Consider the following 6,309-nt stretch of genomic DNA (forward strand, 5'->3'; position numbering starts at 1 on the left):
ACTGTCAACGAAATACTCGCAACTAGACTTGCAATTCAATCAAAAAAAATGTGTGACATACAAGTCGCCACTAAATATTGTGTCGTAAAAACTCACTCACCACCACTTAAGCGCGCGAAGCTTGCGTTGCGAAAAAAGGTGTGCGAAGCTTATTTTGTAACTTCTTTTTCTCTGCTCTCCTTTCTTTCCGCTCTTTCTTTAGAGATTTTCGCCTCTTCCTCCATGCGTTTTTTGAAATCAACTTCAGTTAACGGCTCATCATCATCTTTTAGGTGGAAAAATTTTCTAATACTAACATCAGTACCAAATGCAATCTGTCTACCTTTGCAAAGATTACAGGTAAATGAATACTTCCTTGGGTTTTTAGTTACATCAACCAGCCCTCTGCATTCTTTACAATAAAAAATAATACAGCTTTCTTTCTCGGCTATACGTTCTCGTAACTCTTTTAGTCGCTTTCGCTCTTCTACAACTACTGAACTTCCCTCATCCCTATCAGTATTGGTTGCTGTCTTTATTACTTCTTTATTCAAATCATTTTTTTATTAAATATCCATTCTTAGAGTTTCGTTTTTCTTTCCGGTCTCATGCGATTCACGATACTGTCTTTCTGCAAGCGGTACATCATTTTCTTGTCGAAAATTAGGATTTTCTCTCGCAATATCTTTATGAATACGATCTATACTTTCTTCAACCTGTTCGAAAATATTAAGTTCTACTTTAGCCGGTTCCTTGCGACGCATGTATGATCCAAAAGCCATTACAGCTGAACCAATCAAGCAAAGAAATAGTCCGAAAGCAGTTTGTTTCAAGGTTATATTTACTCCAAATTTCGGGTCAAAATAAATAGAGGATGTAATCACAAAAAGAAGTACGTTTTCTGCAGCAACATACGTTGCAAGCTGGTCGAATTTTTCCAGTAGTCTGAGTTTTTTACCAATCATACGTCCAAGCATTTTTGCAAAAACCGCACCACTACCGAGTAATATAACGAGTCCGATTGCAGAGAGCGGACCTGTAAGTCCAAGGAAGGTGTCGCCCTTACCCCATGCATCAAGATCTCTATACCATGGTAAAAAAACTGATAATACTGCGAGCCCTGAGCCAATCATTACTAATTTCTCAGCTGAACTTAATTTGGTGAATAGTGTTTTTGCGTTCCGCATTTTATCCATATTAGGATTAGGTTAAATCATCTGTCCGCAGAATAACATGAGCTTATACCCAAGGTAAAGAGCAGTGATGGGCGAAGGTGTACATCAACTGTTTTAACGTAACAAAATGGTGCTATACTGGCGGCATGAAAATCGCAATTGATATCAAGTCGGCGCTTGGGGATAAGACAGGGAAGGGTGTTTATGCATACAATATTGTGCGTGAGCTTGTGAAGTCCGGCAAAGAGGATGAATTTTTGATGTATGCACCGAAAAGTGAAGATCCATTTGTTGATGAATTAGCGAAACTTGCAAATGTAGAAGTGCGAGTTATTTCCTCGAGTGGTCTTAAGTGGCATTTGGATGTTTATCAAGACGTCATGGGGTTGTTTTCAAATGGTGAAGTTGATGCATACTTCTCTCCGGGTAGTTTTATAGTTTCGGCACTTTTTTATTGGACAGGGCTTTTGTCATTTGGGTTTAAAAAAACACCGGAATCTTACATAACCGTGCATGATTTAGTGGCATTTTTATATTCTGATACTCATAACAAAAAGGCTGTTTTCATAGAGAAACTTACCCTCAAGTCATCATTAAAAGGGGGCAAAAGGATATTTGCAGTTTCGGAAAATACGGCTAAGGATGTTATGTCAAGATTTGGCATACCTTCAGAGAAAATCATAATTACATACAATGCAGTTGGTGAGAATTTCATCGCTCCAAATTTAAGTACTATTGCGGCTTTTCGTGAAAAGTACAAGCTTCCAAAGAAGTATATCTTGAGTCTCGGCACACTTGTGCCTCGCAAAAACATCCAACTTACACTCAAGGCATTTTCACTTCTTTGTGCGGACTCTAAGTTCTCGAAGGATATAGATCTTTGTATTGTTGGTGGGGATGGTTGGGGTGATTCACAGGAGTTTGCTCTGAGTGAGGCCGCACAGAACCCTCGCATTCACATGCTCGGCTACCTACCATACGAAGAATTGTCATGTATATACACAGGGGCGGAAGTTTTTGTGTATCCGTCCCTCTATGAAGGCTTCGGCATACCTCCACTTGAAGCTGCGTCTATGAGCTGTCCGGTAATAGTAAGTAATACTTCAAGCCTCCCTGAAGTAGTAGGTGATAGTGTGATGCAAATAGATCCAAATGATGCAGAGGCTCTTGCGGAAGCAATCAAACTTCTTACTTCCGATATAGCGAAACGCAAGGAGCTTATTCAGAAAGGCGGCGAAAATATAAAACGCTTTTCATGGCGCAAAAGTGCGGAGCGAATCCTGAAAACTATTAAGCTATAGTTTTAAATAGATTTCAGGAATATCTTTTCATATTCATCGATCATTCTTTCATAGTTGAACTTGGAGTTGATAGTTGCATGTCCTTTTTTTGCGATTTCGGCCTTTAAAGTTTGATTAGTCAAAAGTGCTTTTATGGCTTGGAATAACGCATGGTCGTCCTTTGGTGGTATGACCAATGCTTCAACCCCGGATTCCAAGTATTCGCTAACTCCACATGCGGAGGTGAGAACGATTGGTTTGCTCAGCATCATCCCTTCGAGAACGACGAGGCCAAATGGATCATGCTCACTGGAAGGCAACACGACGACATCGGATTCTTCGTATAGTTTCGCAAGTTTGTCATGCGGAACCTTCCCTTTGAATTCAATAAATCGATCCAAGTGTAATTCTTTCACCGTTTTTTTGAGTGATTCTTCAAGAACCCCGGTTCCGACGATCTGTAAGCCAATTTCTTGACCATGATTAATCAACTTTAAGATCGCGGAAATCAGGTAATCAACACCTTTATCTTGGCTTAATCGAGCGACACAGAGGAGCTTTGGTTTGTGGTTGGTTGCATGTCCTTTTTTAGTCGCTTTATCATGTTGATTAATCAAACTTTTCACCTTGAATGATGGCTTATCAAACTTAATCCCATGTGGGATTATGTGGAGATTTTTGGCCCATCTGATTGGATAGGCGGTCTGTTTTGATGGGGCGATAATTTGGCTAAAGGAAGACCAAAAGTAGTATGCGATTATCCAAGGGTTTTTGGTCAAGGAGCCGCCTATACGCGCATGTTCAATCCATACAACGTGCAATCCAAGTAATTTTGCGACCGGACTCATGAGAAGTTTTTCTGTAAGAGATAAACTATATATAACCGGCTGCATATCAGCTCTTTTTGGATCTTTTTTATGTTGTCGGTGAAATTTTATGAGGAACCAATTGAGATAAAGGAAATAAAATGGGCTAAGTAGTGTAAATACAAATAGAGTCAGGATTGTAACCGGCGGCGAGACGGCCGCCCCCCTAACAACATTAAGTTTTTTTTCTTCAAATAATTTTGTAAGAACGACATCAGATGTCAGCAGTGTGATGTCATGACCACGTTCAAGAAGTGACTCAGCTAAATGCAAAGTATGCAGCTCTTCTCCACCGAGAGCTGATTCAAAAGGAAACCTGGTTATTAATATGTCGAGTTTTTTCATGTCAGAGGACATTGTAACTTGCTTCGTTTATGTTTTGAAGGAATAATACAAACGTAATTCAAAATTAACAAAACAAGAACAGTGCCACATGCAAAATATGTCTTCAAAAAGGTTGGAATTATAACGAAAAGAAACATTCGTCAAAAGATTGGTCTTGTGAAAAAAGTAAAAACTTATCTTGAGAAGCAAGGATGTGAGGTTTTTTTGGATTCAAATGCAGCGCCACTTATCGATAAAAAGCCTGGCTACAAGAAAAAAGAAATGATGGAATTTGTAGATATGGCGATTTTGCTTGGAGGAGATGGTACGATTTTAAAAACCGCCAGACGTATGCCGCCTCGTAAAGTATTGCTCCTACCTGTAAATCTCGGAACTCTAGGCTTTCTCACCGAGACACCTGCGGATAAATTGTTTAATCATCTGGATCGTATATTTGTAAAAAAGAGATTTGTTATAGATGAGCGCATGCTGCTTCGCACTACGGTTTATAGAAAAGGCCGGAAAATAGAATCATTCTTGGCTCTCAATGAGGCTGCTATAACTCAAGGTAGTTTTGCCAGAGTGATAGAAATGAATGTAGAAGTAAATCAACGCAAGCTTATGACTATACGCGGAGATGGCTTGATAGTCTCAACGCCGACCGGTTCAACCGGGCATGGGCTTTCCGCAGGAGGGCCGGTAGTGAACCCCGGTATGGAGGCTTTTATACTTACTCCCGTATGCCCTATCGCACTTTCAAACCGTCCGATAGTTATGCCAAATGATAGACAACTCAAAATCACTGTTCTCAGCGAAAAAAAGGATAATACTTCCAGAGTCGGTTTAACTCTCGACGGACAAGTTATATTTCCACTACTTCATGGGGATGAAATAAAAATCCGCGCTTCATCTAGAAAAGTCCGCATCATACGTATGACGGGTCAAAATTACTACAAAATGCTCCGCCAAAAACTAGGCTGGGGCGTCTAAGCTAGATAGCCTTTTCTTCAACAGAATCGTCGCTATTTCTTGGTGGGGTAACACAGTCGGAGTTATTTGCGAAACCTGCTAATATTGGTGTCGTCCTACCATCCGGTTGAACACACCATTCTAAAACAGCTCTACTCCTATCTCCATTGCCGTCTATCATATCAATTCGTTCTCCAAACCATGGGGCGGCGGTAATGCGGTTACCATTGTTATCAAGAAATATTTCGTCAGGCGGGTAATCTCCCGCAAAAGATTTGGATCCATCATCATCTAGAGAAATAAGTTTGCCAGTATTTGGATCTATATTTCCGGCGCCATCCATAAGAGATAAAATTATACTTACATCTCCATCCCCGAAATTTGTACTAATAGTGACAGGAAGTGTCGCATCATAAATACAATCTTCCCCTGAGGAGTAACCAAGAGGGTTGCCAAATTCATCGCGAGTGACGCCCCCGGTGGCATCTAGTCCAAAGAGTGGGTTGGAGACGCTTACACCGGTCACAGCGGGCATATCAGGGTTCCCTGAGCATCTTTCTTGAGAGGTTAATAGGGCCGCTTGTGATAGCAGACATTCTCTGGCTAGTAATTCTTCAGCAGTAACAATTTCTCCTAATTCATCCGCATCATCTTGAACTATTCTATGCATAGCATGCCTAAAACCTTCACTCCCCCATGGATTTGCAATTTCTCCATTTACATCAAAACAACTTTTCGTCCAAGGCTCCGGAGCGTCCGGAAGCGCATAAAGGTCTTCGTCATTGCAACCTGGAGTACCTGCGATGGCTGCGAACATCAACATACCTGCCAAGGCAGAGCTTGGTCGTGCATCCTCAGAATGGTTACTTCTTCGTGCATCCTCAGAATAGTTACTTTCATCAAGTGCCATAATTGTTTAAATTAAGAGGGGCTATCATAACATCTTTTCAGGAAGACGCAAGGATTTAATCTTCCATTCTAAACCGAAGTGCAACTGAGTAGCAAAAGGGTTAAGAAAATACTAAACAAAAGTATTCCTTAACTTCTCAAACTATGAGAACATATCGTCAAATTACTTATGAAGAGCTAGTGAAAATAGAGACATATCTTGAAGAAGGGCTGAAGAAAGCGGATATTGCTATTCGTTTAGAGCGAAACAAATCAACAATCGGAAGAGTGATCGGCAAGAGTGTAGATGATAAATTTTCAGCCGAAGTTGTGTGGAGGACTATTTGTGAAAGAAAAAGAGAAGTCAATACTCACCATGTAATATTTGCATTTTAGCGCAACTTGAAGTTGCGTTTTTTGGCTTGTAACTCGCCTTCTCTGACGTTTTAGCCTTGACCAAAAATGGTGAGCGAATGTTATAATTTGTTCACAAAATCACCATTGGCAATTCACCCATAAATCACAATAATGTTTAACTAAAAACTTATGAAAAAAACTTTTGTTATCGAAAAACTTTCTGACAAAGAGCTCATCAGTCTATGTGAAAATTTTGGAAAAAACGCCCTCCACTGGAAACGTAAATTTATAGGTCTCATACCCGAAGTAAACAGAAGAAAACTTTATGAAAAAAAAGGATTTGAGACAGTAGTTGAGTTCGGGGCGAAGCTCGCAGGGCTGAGCAAACTCCAAGTACAACGTGCAATTCAAATAGACAGGAAGCTTGAAGATGAAAATCTCTCTGAGCTTCGCACTTCATTTATCAGAGGA

The 6,309-nt window shown here is 40.3% G+C and carries 8 protein-coding genes; 4 read left to right on the top strand and 4 right to left on the bottom strand.

Annotated elements, in window-relative coordinates; translation table 11 throughout:
* Positions 1-149 precede the first annotated feature (149 nt).
* A complete protein-coding gene (locus tag Q8P68_03055; protein ID MDP4008147.1) occupies positions 150-533 on the bottom strand; it encodes a hypothetical protein in 384 nt (127 codons plus the stop codon).
* A gap of 12 nt (positions 534-545) precedes the next feature.
* Positions 546-1,175 carry a hypothetical protein gene (locus Q8P68_03060; GenBank protein ID MDP4008148.1) on the bottom strand — a complete coding sequence of 210 codons (630 nt, stop codon included), beginning with the start codon at positions 1,173-1,175 and terminating at the stop codon, positions 546-548.
* A gap of 125 nt (positions 1,176-1,300) precedes the next feature.
* Between Q8P68_03060 and Q8P68_03065 the strand changes: the two genes are divergently transcribed.
* Complete coding sequence (locus Q8P68_03065) at positions 1,301-2,455, top strand: glycosyltransferase family 1 protein (protein MDP4008149.1); 1,155 nt, start codon at positions 1,301-1,303, stop codon at positions 2,453-2,455.
* 2 nt (positions 2,456-2,457) lie between these two features.
* On the opposite strand, the gene Q8P68_03070 is transcribed toward Q8P68_03065, so the two are convergent.
* A complete protein-coding gene (locus tag Q8P68_03070; GenBank protein ID MDP4008150.1) occupies positions 2,458-3,645 on the bottom strand; it encodes a glycosyltransferase family 4 protein in 1,188 nt (395 codons plus the stop codon).
* 156 nt (positions 3,646-3,801) lie between these two features.
* On the opposite strand from Q8P68_03070, the gene Q8P68_03075 reads away from it, so the two are divergent.
* Positions 3,802-4,614 (top strand): NAD(+)/NADH kinase, encoded by an 813-nt coding sequence (locus Q8P68_03075; GenBank protein ID MDP4008151.1) that lies wholly within the window; start codon positions 3,802-3,804, stop codon positions 4,612-4,614.
* A gap of 1 nt (position 4,615) precedes the next feature.
* Here the strand turns inward: Q8P68_03075 and Q8P68_03080 are convergent, their stop codons facing one another.
* Positions 4,616-5,503: a hypothetical protein gene (locus Q8P68_03080; GenBank protein MDP4008152.1), complete on the bottom strand. Its 888-nt coding sequence runs from the start codon at positions 5,501-5,503 to the stop codon at positions 4,616-4,618.
* A gap of 143 nt (positions 5,504-5,646) precedes the next feature.
* Between Q8P68_03080 and Q8P68_03085 the strand changes: the two genes are divergently transcribed.
* Positions 5,647-5,877 carry a helix-turn-helix domain-containing protein gene (locus Q8P68_03085; protein MDP4008153.1) on the top strand — a complete coding sequence of 77 codons (231 nt, stop codon included), beginning with the start codon at positions 5,647-5,649 and terminating at the stop codon, positions 5,875-5,877.
* A 150-nt stretch (positions 5,878-6,027) separates the two neighbouring features.
* On the top strand, positions 6,028-6,309 hold a 282-nt coding region (locus Q8P68_03090), incomplete at its 3' end, for a hypothetical protein (GenBank protein ID MDP4008154.1).

The organism is Candidatus Peregrinibacteria bacterium (assembly GCA_030700255.1).
Lineage (GTDB): Bacteria > Patescibacteriota > Gracilibacteria > UBA1369 > JABINC01 > JABINC01.